The following is a 21,113-nucleotide window of genomic DNA, read 5'->3' on the forward strand; positions in this document are numbered from 1 at the left end:
TTGGAATGAAATAAATGACTACAAAAACTGCGCATATTGTCGCACATTCTCACTGGGACAGGGAGTGGTATCTATCCTTCGAGAAGCACCGAATGTTGCTCGTTCAGCTCATGGAGGATTTAATCGAGACATTTGAAAATGACCCGGAATTTACGAATTTCCATCTGGATGGGCAATTTATTGTGCTGGAGGATTACCTGGAAATCATGCCGCATCGATCCAACCAGGTCCGCAAGTTAATTGAAGAGGGCAAGCTGATCGTCGGTCCATGGTACATCCTTCAAGATGAATTCCTCGTCAGCAGTGAAGCCAATGCACGCAATCTGTTAATTGGTATTCAAGCCTCTGAACAAATGGGAGGATATGCGAAAATCGGATATTTCCCGGATTCCTTCGGCAATATGGGCCAGGCACCGCAGCTCATTAGTCAGGCGGGTATTGAGGTAGCTGTATATGGACGTGGAGTGAAGCCAGTTGGATTCAATAACGAAATTCAGTCTGGCAACGAACATACCTCGAAATACTCGGAGATGTATTGGGAATCACCCGATGGTACTCGTGTACTGGCGATCTTGTTCGCCAATTGGTACAACAATGGCATGGAAATTCCGGTGGAACCGGAGAAGGCGAAAGCTTACTGGGCCGAAAAGCTGGCTGCAGCAGAAGAGTTTGCTTCAAGTTCGGAACTCCTGTTCATGAACGGATGTGATCATCAGCCGCTCCAGAAGGATCTGACACAAGCGTTAAAAACAGCCACCGAGATTATGCCAGACGTGACGTTTCGTCATTCCAGCTTTCCCGAGTACATTCAGGCTTTACAAAAAGCGAAACCACAATCATTGGACGTCATTCGCGGCGAACTTCGAAGCCAATGGACCGACGGCTGGATCACACTTGTAAATACTGCTTCAGCAAGGGTATATATCAAACAGCAAAATGTAAAAAGCCAGACGTTACTGGAGAAAGTGGCTGAACCGCTGGCAGTCATGGCCTCTCTATCTACAGGCATTTATCCACGGCATGAGCTGTTATATGCCTGGAAGACGTTACTGAAGAATCATCCCCATGACAGTATCTGCGGGTGCAGTGTTGACGAAGTCCACAGGGAGATGATGACCCGGTTTGCCAAATCGCAAGAAGTGGCTGAAGCCATATCGGTTCAGAGTGCTCGTACAATAGCCGAATCCGTGGATACATCTGGCTTTGACGCAGATTCTGCGTTGCCTTTTGTAGTGTTTAACACTTCGGGACATCGTCGATCCAATGTAATTGTAACTAGGATGGACGTTGAGCGACGTTACTTTGACCACCAGCCTCCGCATGAAAAGTATCAGGAATTCAAGCGCGAATATGAAACCTTTGACTCGAACGATTGGGTTGTATTGAACGCGGAAGGCAAGCAAGTGGAAGCCGTAATCACACCCGTTGGACCAACATTTGGATATGATTTGCCGGATGATCGATTCCGTCAACCTTACTGGGCATATCAAGTGGATGTGGAGCTTCACGCCCAGAACATCCCGGGTTTTGGATATCATACTTTTGCTCTTATGCCTCAGAGTGTTATTGGAGAGAGTGTGCTTAGCGAACTGAATACCCCTGAACTTGTTACAGAACAGCAAGTGATGGAGAACGATTATGTGCGGATCGAGATTGCGGGGGATGGATCGTTTACCATGTTGGATAAAGTGAACGGTCGCAATTATACAGGGCTTGGCATTTATGAGGATACCGGGGATATCGGAAATGAGTATATGTACAGACAACCGGATCAGGAAGCTCCGTTAACTACGCAGGGGCTGCCTGCTCAGATTAAGCTGGTGCATCATACATCACTGAAAGCCGTTTATGAGATCGTGCATAACTGGGAGCTCCCGATAGGCGCAGATGAACTGCTGGATGAAGAGATCCGTTCCATGGTTCCATTTCGTTATCGGAAATCCCGGCGGCTTGATGAAACTAGGGAGGTGAGCATTCGTACAGAGCTGAGCCTTGAAAAAACGGGGCGTTCGGTTGGTATTAAAAGCTATATCGATAACACGGTTCAGGATCATCGTATCCGCATGTTGTTCCAAACGGGACTCGAAGCAAGTCATGTTACCGTTGACTCTATTTACGAACTGGCGCAACGCCCGATACAGCCGGAAGCGGAATGGAGAAATCCTAGCAATGCGCAGCATCAAAATGCATTTGTCAGTATCAGCAATGGTCATGAAGGGCTGACGATTGCGAATAAAGGTCTTAATGAGTACGAAGTATTGGCTAATCAGAACACCATTGCTGTGACACTGCTGCGTGGGGTTCGTGAGCTGGGGGATTGGGGAGTATTTGCAACACCTGAGGCCCAATGTCTTGGGCAGCACATTCTGGAAATGGAGCTCATCTCACATGATTTGGATGTTATTCAATCCGATGCTTATGTGCAGGCGTATCAATTCCCGGTTCCCTGGACCGTTCAACAAACAGGTGTACATGGTGGAACGTTACCCGCTACTCACGAGTTTTTGCAATGGGAGGGTGATCATCTCGCTTTTAGTGCGATTAAACGGGGCGAGGCGAATGATGACATGCTGTTCAGGGTGTTCAATGTATCATCGGAGACAACTTCACTGAAGGTAACGCCTTCGTTTGAGGCTAAGAAAGTGTACGAAAGTACAATTGTTGAAGATCAAGGTGAAGCCATGAAGGTAGCGGATGAGGGAAGTTATGTTTTGAATGTGGGACCGGCAAAAATTCAGACGATCGGCATTCAACCCACAACACGTTTAAAATAAACAATTCAGTCTTGGAGTTCTCTCCACTGCTGCGGATTGAAAACGGATGCATCATGTTCCACATACGACAACCCTGTTTTCGTGCAGCTTGATTACATGATCAAGTTAATGGGAGGTACGATTGTGAACAAACGATTATGGTTAGGTGCCAGGTGTACCATTTCAGTGCTGTTGACTATTGTCATGTTATGTTCAGGGCTATACATCACACCAGCAACCACACACGCGGCAGCAGAGGGGGAAGATATTACTGAACAGGGAGACGTCCATCTAAATGATGTGTCACCTGACTCGGTAAGTATTACGCTGGGGGAAACTCCTGTTCAGCAGGGTATAACCGCTCGTCCCGGCGATGGACCTCCAGCAGGTCTTCAAGTGGGGACGTTTGACGGCAAGGGGTATTGGAAAACCAATCAGACGGTGAATCCAACAAATCCGGCCGATAACATCCTGTATTTTTACTTTAATGTTGCGGATGAATATTTGTTTGAAAATACGGATCAGGACGTGTTCGTCACTGTTGAATATTACGATAGCGATAGTGGATCGATGTCTCTGCAATACGATTCGAAGCAATCCAATTTCAAGGATGCTCCTTTGTTTCGATATGAAAATACGGGAACCTGGAAGACACATACCTTCAAGCTCAGCGATGCCAATTTCGGTAACCGCACCCATGATGCGGATTTCCGAATCGGGGTTAGCGGCGCAGGGGCACCAGCCAACATTCCGGAACTTCATCTGGCCAAAGTAACCGTCCGTAAGCAACCTCAGCAGCAGGCGGGTACTCAGACCAAGGTCTATGATACGGAATTCCCTACATCAGATATCGTCATTGCAGATCGGAGCGTAACCGATTATGGAGCAATAGGGGACGGAGTCTCAGACGATACTCAAGCGTTCAAAGAAGCGCTGGCAATAGCCGGAAATCAAGGCGGTGGAGTTGTGTTCGTGCCATCCGGAACCTATAAATTAACCGGAGAGCTGGTTATTCCGACAGGCGTTACGCTTCGCGGAGATTGGGGGAATCCCGAAGAGCATGACGGGCTAGTCAAAGGAACGATCCTTGCTGTATACAGCGGCAAAGGTCAAGCTAACGGGAACAGCTTCATAAAGATGGAGCCTTCCAGTGGGGTAACACATTTGTCTATCTGGTATCCGGAACAGAATATGAATAACCCGGTGGCTTATCCATGGACGATGGAACAACTTCCAGGTGACAGTGCCACGGTGAAAAATGTAACACTCGTCAATGCGTACCAGGGGATTAAGATTGGCCCGGAATGGAACGAACTTCATTACGTGAAGGATGTATATGGCACCACACTGAAAACCGGTATTTTTCTGGATTTCACAACAGACATTGGGAGACTGGAAGAGCTTCACCTGTCCCCGGATGTATGGGCGAACTCAGGTTTGCCAGGAGCACCTGAGCAATCTCAACTGCGTGAATATATGATACAGCAATCAGAAGGTATCGTAATGGGGCGCTCGGATTGGGAGTATATGTCGAATATTCATATCTCGGGTTATAAGACAGGGATACGAATCACGACAAGAACAGGAAGCCTTGAAACAGCCAATGCGCAGCTGTACAAAATCCAGATCGACGACTGCAACGTAGCGCTGAAGATTGAAGGCGTCAATGATTATGGATTGCTGGTGACGGACAGTCAATTCGAAGCGAGTGCTGGTCCGAATCCTGTTGCCATTTATGCAACTGAAGGCTTTCACTCCATTGCCCAATTTAACAGTGTTACGGTGGGCGGGGAGCCCAAACATGCGGTTGTGAATGAAGGGCGTGGAACGTTGTCCTTTGAGAGCAGCTCTTTCGAGAATTGGGGTGAAGGAAGCGGAGATTATGCCATTGTTGCCAAAAGTGGCTCGCTTATACTGGGCAGTTCTACCTTCGCCAAGCCGGATCGGCACCTGTTTCTTCAGGGAGATGTTGCAACAATCAATGCCATACATTCCGGACACGAAGGCAACCTTGCAGTGAACGATGAAAGTACCTCGGCGGAACTGAACATTCATCAGGAAGAAGGTTTGGTTTTGGAAACCATCCCTGACGTTCCCTCAGTGGATATTGTTGTGCAGCCCAAACCGGGTACACGCGAATTGTTTAACGTAGTGAGCCAGCCCTATTTGGCTGATAACACAGGGAATACTGATTCATCCCAAGCAATTCAACAGGCGTTGAATGATGCCGAGGCTGCAGGTGGAGGAACGGTGTATATGCCGGCTGGCATATACCGCGTTGAGCAGGCATTGGTGATCCCGACTGCAGTAGAACTGCGGGGCAATTATGATGTACCTCATCATACGATCGGGAATGGAACCGTTATTTTTACGAACTATGGAGAAAATGCTCCGGATGCCGATGCCTTCATTCAGCTAGAGGAAGCAGCAGGATTACGCGGTTTATCTGTCTATTACGATCAACAAACATGGTCTGATGCCAATCCGGTGAAGCCTTACGCCTGGACTGTGCAAGGTCAAGGGAAGAACGTATACCTGATCGATACAACCTTGGTTAATCCCTATCAGGCTGTCGACTTCGGCACCCATGATACAAGTGGTCATTATATCGATTATGTAGCGGGATCACCGCTCAAGGAAGGCATATATCTTGGTGGCGGGTCAGACGGAGGATATATGCGGAATGTGCAGTTCAATCCGCATTATTATGGTCGGAACAATTATCCGAATCATCCATCGAATGATGAAGAATTTAATCAAATTTGGAATTATCAAAAAGAGAATCTGGATGCCTTCCGTATTGGGGATGTTACCAATCAGGTTATTTTCAATACATTCGTATACGGTTCAAAGTACGGTATTCATTTTGAAGAACAGAATGGAAGAGGGCCCGAAGCTGTCGTTATTGGTCATGGCACCGATGGCAGCAAAAAGGGAGCCGTATTGCAACATGCGGGAACAGCAGGTCTTTCGTTTATCAACACAGAGCTTGTTTCCATGAGTACAACAGACAAGGTGTACGTGGAGGTTGGGCCAGACTTTGGCTCTAAAGCGGTGTTCTTCAATACGTCCATGTGGGGAGATACAACAAGGTCCTTTGATATTCACGGAGGAGATATCCGCATACAGCAGGGAAACTTCACGAACGTTGGTGAAATCGGCATTAACGCAATCGGTGGTGACATTACCCTCTACAATTCCTATTTTCAACAGCCTCGTACGAATCATGTGGTTGCAGGTCCAAACGTAGAGAAGATGGTGATATCCAACAACCTGTTTAATGGCGGTTTTCAGATTGATAATGAGGCACCTCCTGGAAAAGTGACGGGTACCAATCTGTTTCCTTTGGCACTCAAACTGAACCAGCTTGGGTATGATCCATCCAGACCAGGTGAACCCGGAAGCACGCTGACTTTGACTAATGTTGCAGGTGCGCCTTTGCTTAAAGGGCAGATCGAACTGATTGAGCCGAGTGTGTATCATGCGATATTTAAGCCAGTGCGATTTGAAGGGCTGGGCATTGGGGAAAGCATGGATGTGGCGCTTCCTTATATATCAAGTGACTTGCTCAAATTCAGAGTAACGCTTGAGAGCGGGTTCCGTTATGAGACTTCAGTCAAGCTATCACAATCCTTTGCGGCACAAAAAGATGCTGTTGGAACTCTGCCATTCATTGAGGTTTCCAGTCCGGAGCATTACAACAGCGTCGGTGGGAGCTGGGGAGGTCCGAATGACCTCAGCATTCAAGCTAAAGCAAGTTGGGATGCGGAAAATTTGATTCTCAAGGTGGACGTCAAGGACGATATTCACCATCAATCCAATACCAATGGCGATATATGGCAAGGAGACAGTTTACAGCTCGGTATTGACCTTGGCAAAGAGGATGGTGCGGCCAGCAAACAGGTGAATGAGCTTGGTTTTGCACTGAATCAGGAAGGTGTCATCACGAAATGGAGATGGAGAGCTCCAGAAGGTGTTGCTACAGGATTATTGGAATCCGCTTCAGCAAACATTACCCGGGACGAGACGACCCATATTACTCATTATCAAATTACGCTGCCTTTTGCAGCACTTCATCAGGAAGGATATTCGTTCCAACCTGACAAACCTATCGGTTTTGCATTGCTTGTCAATGAAAACGACGGCGAAGGACGATCAGGCTTTATGGAGTTTAATGGAGGGATCGGTACAAGTAAAGATGCACGATTATTCGGAAACTTGTATCTGCTTACGAGTGGTTATGTGACATTGTTGGAGCAATCGGCTGAGGCGAGTGTTCGTACTGCGGAGCAAAAGAAAGATGTTACTTCTATAGATACAGCAACCAACTTCGTCAATCTGCTACCGGGCGGCACGTTGAAGTCCTCATTACTCGTAAGACTCGCTGCTCTTACATCAGGTTCCAATACGAATCCCGAGGGACCCAATCCACATCCAGGCTCGGGTTCTGGTTCGGAGCCAAGTGCTGGAGGGGGCTCTACGACTGGAGGGAAGAATGAAGCAACACCTGCCGCTCCTGTTGCTACAATGCAGCTACAGCCCAAGCTGGATAAAGCTGCTGCATTGGCAACAGCCGAGCTCACCAACAAGATGATGGAGGATGCATTCAATCGCATCACCCCTGATCAGGACGGGAAAAAGAAGCTGATTGTGGACATCGAGTCCGTGGATGGTGCTGAAGGATACGCTTTGACACTTCCATCGAGCTTTTTGCAGGAAACACCATCTACCCATTGGCTGGAGATTCGAACAGCAGGGGGAGTGCTGCTGGTTCCGAGCAATTTGCTGGCCAATACCCAAGGAACGATTGGAGAGCGTAGTACCTTGGTGTTAAGCAAGGCTGACCGAAGCACTTGGAATGCCAAGATGAAATCAGATTTAGGAGAGCGGCCTGCGATTTCATTATCTGTGATATCGGATGGCAAATCCGTTATATGGCAAAATTCCATTACGCCAATCACAGTAAGTTTACCTTATCAGCCTAATGTAACTGAACTTCTGGACCCGGAAAAACTCGCAGTACGACTTATAGCGGATGACGGGCAAATAATCTCCATTCCAAATGGGAAATTCAATAAAAAATCGGAACAAATGATTTTCAAAACACGGCAAAACGGAGTTTACGCAATTAATCAGGATAATCGAACATTCCAGGATATACGGCAGCTATCATGGGCCCGCCATGCCATCGAAGTTCTGGTGTCCAAAGGGGTTATTCGTGGAATGTCAAAGGCAGAATATCAGCCTCAATCCATGATCCGCCGAGCGGATTTCGTAACCCTGCTTACCAATGCCTTAGAATTACAACCTGATCAGGGAACCAAGGTGGAACGCTTCGCGGATGTACCTGAGCATGTTTATTACGAACAGTCCGTGAATACCGCAAGAACGCTGGGCATCATTCAAGGGGCAGGCGCCGATCTATTCTCGCCAGCGTCTCCAATTACCCGGGAAGAAGCAGCGGTTATGATCTACCGAGCTATGCAAGTTATCGGGATGCAGCCTCTTCCTGAAGGTGAATCCAGTCTGGATGACTATAAAGATACTCATTTGATTAAGGCATATGCCCGTGATGCGATTGATTCGTTAACCAGATCAACAATTATGGAAGGTAGTAATGACAGCTTCCATCCGGAAGCTACACTTACACGTGCTGAGACCGCAGTGTTGCTGTATCGTTTATACAACCGTTTGCCTTAAATCCACTAGTATGATCAAAATGGAGCAAATGAGGAGAGTGAACGCATGGCTAAAATTACACGGATAGAATGCCTACGTACAAGACACGACGGAAGCTGGACAATTGTGAAGATTTCGACGGATCAGGATGGTCTTTACGGATTGGGTTCTGCTTCCGATCTTTATAATCCCGAAGCGGTGGTACAGGTCATAGAACAACTGCTGGCACCATTACTCATGGGAAGGGATGCATCCCAAATTGAAGATTTGTGGCATCTCATGCATATGAGCGGATATTGGAGAAATGGGGCAATGCTTAACACGGCCATTGGTGGAATTGACATGGCCCTGTGGGATATCAAGGGCAAGGAAGCGAATCTGCCGGTATATCAATTGTTAGGAGGGGCCTGCCGTTCGGCAGTTCCCTGTTACGGCCATGCCGGAGGTGCTGATATCAGCGAGCTGAAAGAAGATGTATCTCGTTTTATGGAAGAAGGATACACGGTCATTCGAGTGCAGATGGGAGGCTACGGTGGCGGGGGATTTGTCAGCGGAAAGGACGCGAATTTGCCGCGCGAGCCCTGGAGCAGCGGTCCTGTATTCGATGAACATGCGTATCTGCATGCCATCCCTGACATGTTCGAGAAGTTGCGCTTGGAATTTGGTAATGGGATTCAGTTTACCCATGATGTGCATGAACATTTGTCTCCAATTCATGCCATTCAGCTGTCGAAGCGACTTGAGCCTTATCATCTTTTCTTTCTGGAAGATGCACTTGCTCCGGAACAGATCGGATGGTATCGACAGCTTCGTCAACAGAGTGCTACGCCGCAGGCAGTAGGAGAATTATTTGTTAATCCTCAGGAGTGGACCGATTTGATTCAAGAGAAGTTGATCGATTTCATTAGAGTTCGGGTATCGAAAGCAGGCGGAATCAGCGCTTGCCGCAAGATCGCTACGCTGGGCGAAGCTTACGGAGTACGAACAGCCTGGCAGGAGGGTGGGGAAAATGATCCGGTTAACCAGGCAGCTGCTGTCCATCTGGATATGGCCCTGTGGAACTTTGGTATCCAGGAAATCAATCATTTTAAACCTCATGAGTTGGAGGCTTTCCCAGGACATATCGTCAGAGAGGGCGGATATCTATATCCTTCCAACAAACCGGGACTGGGAATTGAATTGGATGAAGTGAAGGCCAAATCATTACTTAACGACTCTTGGGATCCCAACAAATATCATCGGCCGTATCCTCTGGACCGCAAAGCGGATGGGACATTGGTGCGACCATAACGAAGTGACAAGAACAGACAGGAGAGATATAGGAATGAAGACTATTGCAGTTACAGGCGGAGGCGGAAAGCTGGGTTCACAGGTCATTGAGAAGCTGCAATTACAGGGTCATGATGTCGTATCGCTGGATAAACACCTGTCTGACCGGGTCCGCTGCAGACAGATCATTGTCGATCTGAACGATTATGGTCAAGTCGTGGGAGCGCTTGCCGGAGTGGATGCGATCATCCATCTGGCCGCGATTCCTGCGCCGCTTCACTACCCTCACAGCTACATTTTCGCTAATAATACACTTTCCGGATACCATGTGCTGGAAGCAGCCTCTTTGCTGGGTATAAAAAAGGTGGTCATGGGCTCCAGCGAATCATCCTACGGATTTGCCTGGGCCAACACCCCCTTCTCTCCCGATTATTTCCCGGTGGATGAACAGCATCCGCAACAGCCGCAGGAATGTTACGGCCTGTCCAAGATCGTTAATGAGGTCACTGCAGAGATGTTTCATCGGAGAAGTGGGATGCAGGTGATTTCCCTCCGTTTTTCAATGATTGTGGGACCGGGAGAGTACAGACATCTGGCTATTGCGAAGGCGGAAACGTTCAAGCACATATTGTGGAGTTACATTGATATCAGGGATGCCGTGGATGCTTGTTTGGCTGCTCTGCACGCCGATTATAATGGGGCTGTTCATGTTAATGTTACCGCTAATGATACGTTAAGCGATCGCCAAACGACAGACTTGCTCGCCACCTTTTATACCGATGTAAAAGATCTACGGACACGTTTCTCTAATCGAGAAGCCATTGTCAGTAATGGAAGGGTAAAAGAGGTTCTATCCTGGGGACCGAAGCATTCGTGGACGGATGAAGAACAGGAGTAGCTCACACGCAACTAAAATGAATAGGGGGATACTATATGCTAAATTTCATGCAAAAAAACAAGAGGGTTTTGGCTTTTGCAAGTGCGGCATTATTGATTCTTACGTTGTGTTTGTCTATTTCTCCTTCCATCGTATCGGCAGCTTCCGCGTTTAATCAAACGCAGGCTTCCAGTTACAATAGTCAATCTGGAGTCCAGCTGGAAAGTTCCAGCGAGGGCGGGCAAAATGTCGCATTTATCGACAACGGCGATTACATTGTATTCAACAATGTGGATTTTGGCAGCGGTGCCAATTCAATCGACGTGAGAGCTGCAAGCAATAACAGTGGCGGTACCATTGAGGTCCGTCTGGATAGCCTAAACGGGACACTCGCGGGAACTGTTGTTGTTCCGGGTACGGGCGGGTGGCAATCTTGGCAAACGAAGTCCGGGTCGATCAGTGGTGCCACTGGTGTACACACGGTCTACCTTAAATTCACTGGCGGAACCGGAAATTTGTTCAATCTACTCTGGTTCAAGTTCAGTGCATCCGCCGCAGGTAGCGGAGGAGATGTCGTAGGCAAACTGTATGCTGGATATCAAGGCTGGTTCAACGCAGCCGGAGACGGTTCACCGAACGGGGGCTGGGTGCACTGGTCCAAAAATAGCAGTGCGCCATCAGCAAATGGCAACGTGAATTTCGAGTTGTATCCAGACCTTCGCGAATATTCCAAGCTGTATCAGACAAGTTTGGCGAACCTCGGCAATGGTTCTCCTGCCAAACTGTTCTCCTCATACGATCAGGAGACGGTCAACAAACATTTTGAGTGGATGCAAACCTACAATATCGACGGTGCAGCATTGCAACGGTTCGGCGCAGATGAGAGTGACACACCTAACAACTGGAAAAGCAACCGGGACAGCGTGGCCGTTAAGGTTAAGAATGCCGCGGAATCCTATAATCGCAAGTTCTATGTCATGTATGACATTACGGGAATGAATTCGAGCAATTGGGTACAGGCAGTCAAGCATGACTGGACGACTAATGTCGTGAACAATATGCACCTTCCATCATCTTCGGCTTATGCGAAGCAGAACGGCAAAATGGTTGTCTGCATCTGGGGTATTGGCTTCACGGATCGTCCGGGTACTGCAGCAGAGGCGGCCGATTTGATCGGTTGGTTCAAAAACCAGGGGATCTATGTCATTGGCGGCGTGCCTACTTATTGGAGAACGGGTAACAACGACTCCCGATCTGACTTTATGAATGTCTACAAGTCGTTGGATATGATCTCGCCTTGGTCCGTTGCCCGCTTCGGCAATATTCAGCAAGCGGACAGCTTCAAAACCAATCAGCTTCAACCTGACCTGGCCTTCACCCAGCAGAATGGAATTGACTATCAGCCAGTTATCTGGCCGGGTTCGGCTTGGTCGAACATGACTGGAGGCCCAAGAAACGAGAATCCGCGTCTGCATGGTGACTTCATGTGGAGGCAGGCCTACAATCTGAAGAGCATCGGCATTAATACTGGATATATCGCAATGTTTGACGAGTACGATGAAGGCACAGCTATTGCCAAGATGTCAGAGAACAGCTCCATGATTCCAACCAATCAATATTTTCTGACGCTGGATGCCGACGGTGTTGCCGTATCTTCGGACTTTTATCTCCGACTTGCAGGGGATATCAATCGCATGTTCAAAAACCAGATTCCAGTGACGGCAAACCATCCGACGAGTCATCAATAGACACAAAGTGCATGATTTTAACAAGTAAGTATACGTTCAGGAGGATTTAAAATGACTACTAATGATATTGACTTTGAAACCACACGCCAAAAGACTACATCCATGAATCCAGTAATTACATCCATATACACAGCAGACCCTTCGGCCCATGTATGGAATGACGGTAAAATTTATATTTACGCTTCTCATGACATGGACCCAGCCCGAGGCTGTGATCTCATGGACAGATATCATGTTTTCTCCTCGGAGGATATGGTTCACTGGTTGGACGAAGGGGAAATACTCCGTTCGGACGACGTTTCCTGGGGCAGACCGGAGGGCGGCTTCATGTGGGCGCCTGACTGTGCATACAAGAATGGGACATATTACTTCTATTATCCGCATCCAAGTGATTCGAACTGGAACGATTCCTGGAAAATTGGGGTTGCCACCAGTCGCTACCCAGCGCATGGCTTTACGGATCAAGGGTATATCGAGGGACTTGGCGGGTTTGCACTGATTGACCCGTGTGTACTTGTAGACGATGACAACAGCGCCTATATCTATTATGGTGGCGGCAATGTCTGTCTAGGAGGAAAGCTCAATGAAGATATGATGTCTCTGGAAAACGGTATGACAGAAATGCAAGGTCTCGAGGATTTTCACGAGGCGGCCTGGGTATTCAAAAGAAACAATCTTTATTACCTTACCTATGCGGATAATTTGGAAAACAACAACCGTATGAGATACGCAACAAGCGAGAATCCGCTTGGTCCATGGACGTACCGAGGCATCTTCCTGGAGCCGACCGGCTGTTCCACGACCCATGGCTCTGTAGTGGAATTCAAAGGGCAATGGTATCTTTTTTATCACAATCAAGCGATCTCTGGAGAAGGTACGCTGCGCAGTGTATGTATCGACTATCTGGAGTTCGATGAAGATGGTTCCATCAAGCCTGTGGTTCAGACAAGGGAAGGTGTGTCCTCCGTCGGTCCAGCCCCAGTTCCTGTCCAGCAACGGAAGGTTTATGCAGGCGCAGCCAGCCAGGTTTTTGGTGGAGCTGAAATCAGGGAATTGCAATCCGGGCAAACCGTGGTCGGGAATCTTCAATCCTCAGAAGCTTTCGCCTTGTTTAAAAATATAGATGGAGGCGAAGGCGGAAGAGCATCAGTTGAGCTTCATTATGCGACAGGCGAACGACTAGCCAAATTGCATCTGACGATTAATGACCAGGACTATTCCTTGCTGAATGCGTTATCCACTGGCGGTTTGCAAGAATTTAACGGGATCACAAATATCACCGTTCCTTTGGAGCCAGGCAATGTTAACACGATCAAAATTTCAGGTGGACATGGAGAGATCAATCTTTTATGCCTCACCGTTATCCCGCTGTTGGATTAATACGTAAGAAACGGGATATACGTCTAAACCTCAGGAGAGTTTTCCTGAGGTTTTTTCTTGTTTATATGAACGAGTGAGTTCTAAAAAAAGATAAGCACTTTTTTCCAACAAAATGCCAAATAAATGACAACGAAATGTTATTTCTATTTGTAACTGCTTACTTTATGCTAGATTTCAACACCAGATGTAAGACAGAAGCGCACGTAGAGAACCTTGATTTATTTGTAAGCGGTAACAAAAAACAGACTAGGAGGAAATCATGTGAGGAAGAGTCGTCGATTCATGTTCACGCTGTTGGTTATTTTATTAATGGTTTCGTCGGTGCCACTCCCTGCCAAAGCCTATCAAAATCCGCAAACGTTACCGGATGAATGGGGACAATATGGACTCGGGGACCCCTATGTATTGAAATTTAATGGATATTATTACCTGTATGTAAGCACAAGAGATACGGACGATGGTGTCAAAGTCTGGAGCTCCAAAGACCTGGTGAATTGGTCGTACCGTGGATTAGCTGCAACAGATCCCATTACGCACGGAGCTTATGCTCCTGAAGTCGTTTACTGGAATGGCATGTTCTACATGTATACATCACCTGCCGGAAAAGGTCATTACGTGCTGAGCAGCACAAGTCCTACCGGACCCTTCAATGTAGTAACTGGCAACCTTGGAAAGTCGATTGACGGTAATGTATTCATTGACGATGATGGCTCGTTCAGCTTCTATCACGCCGCACAGGGCCGCATAGATGCAGCACCGATGAGCAGTCCGACTGAGATCGGAGTGAGTGCGTCAACAGGAGTGGGGATGGGAGGCTGGACTGAGGGTTCAACCGTCTTCAAACGAAATGGAAAATACTATATGACCTATACAGGTAACCACGTATTTAGCAAAGGATATCGGGTGGATGTAGCAGTTAGCACCACAGGTCCGAGGTCCGGTTATGTTACTGATAGCACAAACCCGGTATTAATTCGTACAGAGGGCCCAACCGTGGGATTGGGACACAATACCGTAGTAACAGGACCTAATCTGGACACTCACTATATGATGTATCATAATTTGGAAGGTAATGGGATAATTGGACCGCTACGGCATCTGAACATGGACCGAATTGTATGGAACAACGACAAGATGATTGTGCAAGGTCCTACTTCAACGGATCAACCCAATCCAGAAATGCCTGTTTTCTATGACTACTTCGATCGTTCTGCAATCGGGAGCAATTGGTCCAACGTGAACGGTGGTAATTGGGGCATCTACAATCAGGAACTCATGTGGCAAAATTCAATGGGCAGCTCAACTTGGTATAAACAAGTGACCGCTTCGAGCAGCGCATCCGATTATACGGCTGAATTTAACATGAAGGAAATGAATCGGGGGACGTCCACCAATCCGAGATACGGCGCTACATTCTCCTATACGAATGAGAACAATTACGGTGTTGCGCTGATTAGTTCGAAAAACAAAAGACTTGAGACATTTTTCCGAATTAACGGAGTGGATCAGGCTTGGCAAACATTCGATCTGCCTGCCGACTTCAATTATTCGAAATGGCATAACATACGGATAGAAAAATCGGGATCAACGTTTAAATACTACGTAGATGGTATGTTCAAAGCAACGCGTACCGCCAATGTAGGAGCAGGCAAAATTGGTGTTCTGACAGAGGATACGCATGCGGACTTCGGCTATACTGCTTTTAACAACGATGTGAACGGAAGCAGCGCATGGAATGCCTCCAAACCGATTCCAGGCACAATCGAGGCAGTTCATTATATGAAAGGAGGCGAAGGTGTCGCTTATCACGATACAACGGCCGGGAACCTGGGCGGGGCTTATCGGACCGATGCCGGGGATATTCGCCTGAATAACGATGGACTGTTCAACTTAGGCTGGAATCAGACTGGAGAATGGTATAAATACAAAGTAAACGTAGAGTCAAGTGGATATTACGATATTGATTTTCGCATGGCTACCTCGTTGGACGGGGCTCAGATCCGAGTGTGGGATGGTGCGACCGACTTAACGGGTATCGTCAATGTACCTAATACGGGCGGATGGGATAATTGGAAAAACATATCGAAGAAAAAGGTCTATTTAAACGCCGGACAACGGGAATTAAAGGTTGAGTTCGTAACAGGTGAGGCCGATTTCTCAAGAATGACGTTTCAGAAAAATGTTGATGTGACAAGCGTAAGCGATAATTTTAACGACGGCGATGACAATGGATGGACCCGGTTTGAAGGAACCTGGGCGGTGGAGAACGGAGAATACAGTGCAGCGAGCACCGGACCTGCCAAATCTACATTTGGGGATTCGGGATGGGCGGATTATACGGTCGAGGCAGATATCAAGATGATTGACTCGGGGGGAGATGGGGGCTTGCTTGTCAGAGTGTCCAATCCATCCCACGGCACTGAGCGAGGCCAAAACAATTATGATGCTTTACAAGGATATTACGCCTATCTGACCACAAGCGGAGTCAGTCTGGGCAAGATGAATTATAATTGGGCGCTCCTCAAGAGCAACGCGCAGTCATATTCCACCAATACCTGGTATCATATGAAAGTTGCCGTTAATGGTACAAACATCAAAGTTTATGTGGATGATATGGTCACTCCGAAGATCGATTATACCGACAACAGCTTGAATCCGTTCACGCATGGCAAAGTCGGTGTTAGAACGGCAAACAAGCATACGCATTTCGATAACGTATCGGTTACTCCTTGAACCGGAAGCTAAGCGTTGAGAATGAAAATGGTTGTAACGAGAACTGAAATGCATATCAAGCCGCCAATTGGCGGCTTTTTTGCCTTAAACGATATAAGCTATTAAACCCAGTGGTGCCTTCCTCTGATCTCCTTCACCACCGTCATTTCCCATTAGCCAATCCAACCCATTTCATTGATAATTAAATGATGAATTCGACAGGAGAGGGTGGTTGGTAATGAAAAGTAGTGATTTGCTGATTGGATCGCATGTATCCTTTGGAGGAAAAGAGATGCTTCTCCAGGCTAGTAAAGAAGCCGCTTCTTATGGTGCATCTACTTTTCTGATGTATACCGGCGCACCGCAGAATTCGAAACGAAAACCTATTTCGCAATATAATATAGAAGCAGGACAATTGCATATGAAGCATCAGGGCATTTCCAATATAGTTGTGCATGCTCCATTTCTGATAAATCTGGCCAATAGTTACAAGCGAGAGGTGTTTGATTTTAGCGTACAATTTCTACGGGATGAGATCGAACGAACGGCATCGCTTGGATCAAATCAGCTTGTTCTTCACCCCGGGGCACACGTAAACGCTGGATTGGACATCGGTATTCGACAAATAATCCGGGGATTAAATGAAGTATTACAAGACGATAATCACCCGGAGGTACAGATTTCGTTGGAGACGATGGCGGGAAAAGGAACAGAGTGCGGAACAAGCTTTGAAGAACTGGCACAGATTGTCGATGGCGTGCAACGGAATGAACGGATTTCCATATGTCTGGATACTTGTCATGTTCATGATGCTGGGTACGATATTGTTCATAATTTTGATGGGGTACTCGAGAAGTTTGACAAGGTACTTGGCCTTGATCGATTGAAAGTACTGCATATCAATGACTCCAAGAATGTGCGGGGATCGAGGAAAGATCGCCATGAGAACATCGGGCACGGACATATCGGACTTCAGGCTTTGGATTATATCGTACATCATCCCGAACTCGTGTCACATCCGAAACTGCTTGAGACGCCGTCGATTGGCAAAATAAAATATAAAAGTGCACCTTATCGACATGAAATTGCCCTGTTAAGAAGAGAGTGCTCTGAACCCGTGCAGAAGGAAGAGGATTCTTTAGAAAACAGTAAATAGAGAGTATTATAAACATTCGCTCACTCATTCCATGTTTATTCTCACGGGACATATGTTAAAATGGATGTAGAACGTTACTTTTTACTAAAAAGGAGGCCGCCATGCAGCCAATAGAGCCTCAAGACATCCAACACCGGATCAATCAACTTCTCGATCAGGACCTATATTTACACCTCGAACTCACGTCAGGTGCTTACGCCAGTCACTTCGATAGCACCAGGCATCCGGGGTCGGCATTCATTTCCAATGCGGTCATACGATATACGCAAGGATCTATCTCGGGCACGGGCCCATACCGAGTTGGCTTAAAGACCACTCACGGCTGGATATACGCTGAAGGACTTACACACATTGACGAGCTGGAACAAGAACGACTCATTCTGGCTGGTCACGATAGTCAAGGAAAGCTGGTTGTAGCTTTACAACTTAGTCGGGAATTGTTCTGATGAAAGCGGAGGATCAAATAAGCATGAATAACAAACAGATTGAACATCAGCGCATTTTAGTTGTGTTTCCCCATCCCGATGATGAAGCATTCACTGCTTCGGGAACGTTGGCGAAGTACATAGAAGGCGGTGCTCAAGTCACTTATGCTTGCCTGACTCTAGGGGAGATGGGACGTAATATGGGCATCCCTCCATTTGCCAACCGGGTCACCTTGCCAATAATCCGTAAGGATGAACTCATAGAGTCCTCCAATGCGATTGGTATTCAAGACTTAAGGATGCTGGGTTTTCATGATAAAATGATCGAGTTTGAAGACCCTGAGCTGCTAGATGGCCACATCTTGGCGCTGATCAAGGAGCTTAACCCATCACTGGTCATTACTTTCTATCCGGGATATAGTGTGCATCCCGATCATGATGCAACCGGAGCCGCAGTTACGCGAACGATTGGTCGATTGCCCGCAGAGGAAAGACCTATTGTGTACTGCTGCGCATTCTCGAACAATCACGAAGAGAGCATCGGGAAAGCGGATGTGATTGAAGATGTGAGCGGGTTCCTTGCCAAGAAAATGGCGTCGATTCGAGCTCACCGTTCACAATTCCAAGCGCCGGAACTTGTCGGCAAGCGGGAAATGGATGATGAACAAATCCGAAATCGGTTTGGAAGAGAAGCATTTTGGACCTATAAGTTCGATTGATTTTACAATCTGTAGAATCTAATTTGCGTAAAAAGTCGCCATTATGGCGACTTTTTTTTGTTATGGCTTTAGCCAGTTGAGTGCGTGAAACGCGCGAAACAAAAAACCACCCGCTATGCGGGTGGAGGGATCGAGGGTTTGACCGCCAAGACCATTCCAATAAAATTGAGATGTTCAGGCTCAAAAGAAAGGAATGGTCATTGATGGCAAACAAGAGCTACAGCCTAGCTCACACAAAGTGGATGTGTAAATACCACATTGTGTTTACCCCGAAGTATAGACGGAAAGAAATCTATAATCAAGTAAGGAAAGATTTAATCGAAATCTTCAAACGTTTGTGTAAGTACAAAGGTGTAGAGATTATAGAAGGTCACATGATGCCCGATCATGTCCACATGTTGGTAGCGATTCCACCGAAAATTGCAGTCTCAACGTTCATGGGATATCTAAAGGGAAAAAGTTCGCTCATGATATTCGAAAAACATGCTCAGTTGAAGTATAAATAGGGTAATCGAAAGTTTTGGGCAGAAGGGTACTATGTGAGCACAGTGGGTCTAAACGAAGCAACGGTAAGAAAGTATATTCGTGAGCAAGAAGCACATGATCAAGCGGTAGATAAGCTGAGTGTAAAAGAATACGAAGATCCATTTAGCAGTAATAGGAGCAAAAAGAAGTAAAACCAGTTTAACTGGTAAGTGAAAGCGGCAAATAACACTGAGCCTGAACAGATTTGCTGTCAGGCTAGCGTCTTTAGGCGCAGTTTGGCAACAGGGGGTTATACCCCAAGAGCAAACCACCCGTTGGACGGGTGGTCATGATTTTAGACATACCATATTGTTCAGGTGGTGAATGGAGTGGGAAGGGGAGAGCGTATGGTTTCTATGCGCTTCCATGGGTAATAACATATTGACCATTAAACTCGTAAGGAGTGATACAATTGAAAGAACTTCGTTCTGTTTTTATTAAAATCCCGATATTCGTTATGTTTCTTGCAATTACAGCTTGCTCTGGAGAAACGGAGCCGCCTGCAACCTCTGAACCGTCAGCACCAACAAATGAGTCGGTTACAGCTCCCACCACAGAGAATGTAGAAACATCTGAAACGACACGACCGCAAACAGAAAGTTTTGATTTGATGACAGGGGAGGGGAATTCATCACAAACGGCAACCTTGCATCAAGGAGAGGGTTTTACATTGTACGTGTTCGAGAAGTTTTCTTTTGATGCTGCCAAAGGCCGCTTGTCGCTGACAAGCAATCCGGACTACTATGTGGATATTGAACCGCTGCCCTCTGATTATGATTTGAAAAAGCTTGAGACAGCGGGGCGAGAAGAATTGGAAAAATTCAGCGCGGTGACTGATTATAGTGGCGAGTTGATTGAGCACCCGCTTGGTTTTGCTGAGCTTTATCTTCAAGCTTCATCTGAAAAAGGGATAAACGATTATATGGTCTGGAAATCAGAAAAAGGTGACGCTTTTTTATTCCGTCTTCACAATCCCAAAGGTGACGAAGCCTCTGATTTCGCTGGTCCGGTCCTTGTGTCTTTATCCACGGTTCAGGACGAATAGTCATCATCATCTTAAGGAGTGAGTGGACATCGTAATGCCAAAAATGCGAAGCAAACAATTCATTCGAATTACTGCGATAGTCATTTTACTTTTGCTCATAACGTGCATCGCATTTGTTTATGTTAATGACAGACCTGGCGGACTAGCCGATCGGCGCATGTCCAAAGCAATGGGAATGAGTGAAACCATGCATATTCCTATAGGAAAAACTGCTGAAGAAGCGATCCAGAAGTTTAGAAATAATGATGATTCATTACAAATCATTCATCAAGAACCGGTAGACGGCGGCATAATTTTGTTTAAACAAAAAACGGGTCAGGAAAATAACAGCAATCTTCAGATGGAGTATGCTCGGAAAATAATATTAGGATGGAAGTGGGCATGGGGTGGCGGATATTCCATCGGTGAATCATCTCAGTTCACGTCTGCAATGGATTATATGAGCATACCTGGATTGAGTCATATATCGACACCTTTCCCTATGCTGTTTGGACATATATTAGACCCGGCTATTCAGCGTGTAACTGTCGAGTTCGAGGGGGATGAGAAACCAGTAGTTACCGAAGCCAAGCTGGTTGAGGTGGGACCGGAAAGCATAATCTGGTTTGTATACTTGCCCTCATCTGCAACTATCCCGTATGAAATGAAGGGATTCAACGATAAAGGAGAGCTCGTAACCCATAAACAAATTGATGATCCGAATGGCATGGGTTCCATGGTTCTGGGAGAACGTTAATGAGTGTTCGTACGGAACCTGTGAGTAGGGTAGGGATAGCCAAGTTTGGAATACAATAAAAAGGGAACAACCCATTGTTTAGGGGTTGT

The 21,113-nt window shown here is 46.8% G+C and carries 12 protein-coding genes and 1 pseudogene; all 13 read left to right on the forward strand.

Annotated elements, in window-relative coordinates; genetic code table 11:
• The first annotated feature begins 14 nt into the window (after window positions 1-14).
• The 13 genes and pseudogenes from ACDJ58_RS13570 to ACDJ58_RS13630 all read left to right on the forward strand — a co-directional run bounded on the left by ACDJ58_RS13570 (window position 15) and on the right by ACDJ58_RS13630 (window position 21,024).
• On the forward strand, window positions 15-2,774 hold the full coding sequence (locus tag ACDJ58_RS13570; RefSeq protein WP_413378710.1) for an alpha-mannosidase: 2,760 nt from the start codon (window positions 15-17) through the stop codon (window positions 2,772-2,774).
• A 123-nt stretch (window positions 2,775-2,897) separates the two neighbouring features.
• On the forward strand, window positions 2,898-8,453 hold the full coding sequence (locus ACDJ58_RS13575; protein ID WP_413378712.1) for a glycosyl hydrolase family 28-related protein: 5,556 nt from the start codon (window positions 2,898-2,900) through the stop codon (window positions 8,451-8,453).
• A gap of 45 nt (window positions 8,454-8,498) precedes the next feature.
• On the forward strand, window positions 8,499-9,722 hold the full coding sequence (locus ACDJ58_RS13580; RefSeq protein WP_413378714.1) for an enolase C-terminal domain-like protein: 1,224 nt from the start codon (window positions 8,499-8,501) through the stop codon (window positions 9,720-9,722).
• A gap of 34 nt (window positions 9,723-9,756) precedes the next feature.
• Window positions 9,757-10,599: an NAD-dependent epimerase/dehydratase family protein gene (locus ACDJ58_RS13585; protein ID WP_413378716.1), complete on the forward strand. Its 843-nt coding sequence runs from the start codon at window positions 9,757-9,759 to the stop codon at window positions 10,597-10,599.
• A 35-nt stretch (window positions 10,600-10,634) separates the two neighbouring features.
• Window positions 10,635-12,326 (forward strand): carbohydrate-binding protein, encoded by a 1,692-nt coding sequence (locus ACDJ58_RS13590; protein ID WP_413378718.1) that lies wholly within the window; start codon window positions 10,635-10,637, stop codon window positions 12,324-12,326.
• A gap of 51 nt (window positions 12,327-12,377) precedes the next feature.
• Complete coding sequence (locus ACDJ58_RS13595; RefSeq protein ID WP_413378720.1) at window positions 12,378-13,706, forward strand: family 43 glycosylhydrolase; 1,329 nt, start codon at window positions 12,378-12,380, stop codon at window positions 13,704-13,706.
• Between the two features lie 261 nt (window positions 13,707-13,967).
• On the forward strand, window positions 13,968-16,439 hold the full coding sequence (locus tag ACDJ58_RS13600) for a family 43 glycosylhydrolase (RefSeq protein ID WP_413378722.1): 2,472 nt from the start codon (window positions 13,968-13,970) through the stop codon (window positions 16,437-16,439).
• Window positions 16,440-16,656: 217 nt separating this feature from the next.
• Window positions 16,657-17,574 (forward strand): deoxyribonuclease IV, encoded by a 918-nt coding sequence (locus ACDJ58_RS13605; protein ID WP_413378724.1) that lies wholly within the window; start codon window positions 16,657-16,659, stop codon window positions 17,572-17,574.
• A gap of 101 nt (window positions 17,575-17,675) precedes the next feature.
• Complete coding sequence (locus tag ACDJ58_RS13610; protein ID WP_024631702.1) at window positions 17,676-18,020, forward strand: YojF family protein; 345 nt, start codon at window positions 17,676-17,678, stop codon at window positions 18,018-18,020.
• A 23-nt stretch (window positions 18,021-18,043) separates the two neighbouring features.
• Window positions 18,044-18,718 carry a bacillithiol biosynthesis deacetylase BshB2 gene (bshB2, locus tag ACDJ58_RS13615; protein ID WP_053781932.1) on the forward strand — a complete coding sequence of 225 codons (675 nt, stop codon included), beginning with the start codon at window positions 18,044-18,046 and terminating at the stop codon, window positions 18,716-18,718.
• Window positions 18,719-18,921: 203 nt separating this feature from the next.
• Window positions 18,922-19,395, forward strand: a pseudogene (tnpA, locus tag ACDJ58_RS13620) (IS200/IS605 family transposase).
• Between the two features lie 251 nt (window positions 19,396-19,646).
• Window positions 19,647-20,288 (forward strand): hypothetical protein, encoded by a 642-nt coding sequence (locus ACDJ58_RS13625; RefSeq protein ID WP_413378727.1) that lies wholly within the window; start codon window positions 19,647-19,649, stop codon window positions 20,286-20,288.
• A 34-nt stretch (window positions 20,289-20,322) separates the two neighbouring features.
• Window positions 20,323-21,024 (forward strand): hypothetical protein, encoded by a 702-nt coding sequence (locus tag ACDJ58_RS13630; protein WP_413378729.1) that lies wholly within the window; start codon window positions 20,323-20,325, stop codon window positions 21,022-21,024.
• Window positions 21,025-21,113: the final 89 nt, after the last annotated feature.

This window comes from Paenibacillus taichungensis (assembly GCF_047302525.1).
Taxonomy (GTDB): Bacteria; Bacillota; Bacilli; order Paenibacillales; family Paenibacillaceae; genus Paenibacillus; species Paenibacillus taichungensis_B.

Excerpts from the sequence above, each read along its gene's own strand:
- ACDJ58_RS13570 (WP_413378710.1), top strand. The coding sequence starts at position 15 with ATGACTACAAAAACTGCGCATATTGTCGCACATTCTCACTGGGACAGG.
- ACDJ58_RS13580 (WP_413378714.1), top strand. The coding sequence starts at position 8,499 with ATGGCTAAAATTACACGGATAGAATGCCTACGTACAAGACACGACGGA.
- ACDJ58_RS13585 (WP_413378716.1), top strand. The coding sequence starts at position 9,757 with ATGAAGACTATTGCAGTTACAGGCGGAGGCGGAAAGCTGGGTTCACAG.
- ACDJ58_RS13590 (WP_413378718.1), top strand. The coding sequence starts at position 10,635 with ATGCTAAATTTCATGCAAAAAAACAAGAGGGTTTTGGCTTTTGCAAGT.
- ACDJ58_RS13595 (WP_413378720.1), top strand. The coding sequence starts at position 12,378 with ATGACTACTAATGATATTGACTTTGAAACCACACGCCAAAAGACTACA.
- ACDJ58_RS13605 (WP_413378724.1), top strand. The coding sequence starts at position 16,657 with ATGAAAAGTAGTGATTTGCTGATTGGATCGCATGTATCCTTTGGAGGA.
- ACDJ58_RS13610 (WP_024631702.1), top strand. The coding sequence starts at position 17,676 with ATGCAGCCAATAGAGCCTCAAGACATCCAACACCGGATCAATCAACTT.
- bshB2 (WP_053781932.1), top strand. The coding sequence starts at position 18,044 with ATGAATAACAAACAGATTGAACATCAGCGCATTTTAGTTGTGTTTCCC.
- ACDJ58_RS13630 (WP_413378729.1), top strand. The coding sequence starts at position 20,323 with ATGCCAAAAATGCGAAGCAAACAATTCATTCGAATTACTGCGATAGTC.